Raw genomic sequence first — 279 nt, forward strand, 5'->3', positions numbered from 1 at the left:
GCGCAATGCCTTCATCGGCGCAGGCCTGTTATTGCTGGTTGCGCCTTGGGCCATTGGCCTGGCGCTCAAGCATCACGCCTGGACATCGCCGTCTGGCGCGCCGCTGAGCGTGGCCGCGATCCAGGGCAACGTCGAGCAAAGCATGAAGTGGGACCCGGACCAGCTCAATGCACAGTTGGCGCTGTACCGCGACATGAGCCTGAGCTCCAAGCGTGTCGACCTGCTGGTATGGCCGGAAACCGCCGTGCCGGTGCTCAAGGAGTCCGTGGAGGGCTACCT

1 pseudogene is annotated in these 279 nt (G+C 64.5%); it reads left to right on the top strand.

The window, feature by feature from the left end:
• Positions 1-279: pseudogene (locus AAEZ08_RS22820) on the top strand (apolipoprotein N-acyltransferase); the annotation flags it as partial.

Origin of the sequence: Pseudomonas sp. E45-MNA-CIBAN-0222, from assembly GCF_040310405.1 — a bacterium.
GTDB lineage: Bacteria > Pseudomonadota > Gammaproteobacteria > Pseudomonadales > Pseudomonadaceae > Stutzerimonas > Stutzerimonas stutzeri_AC.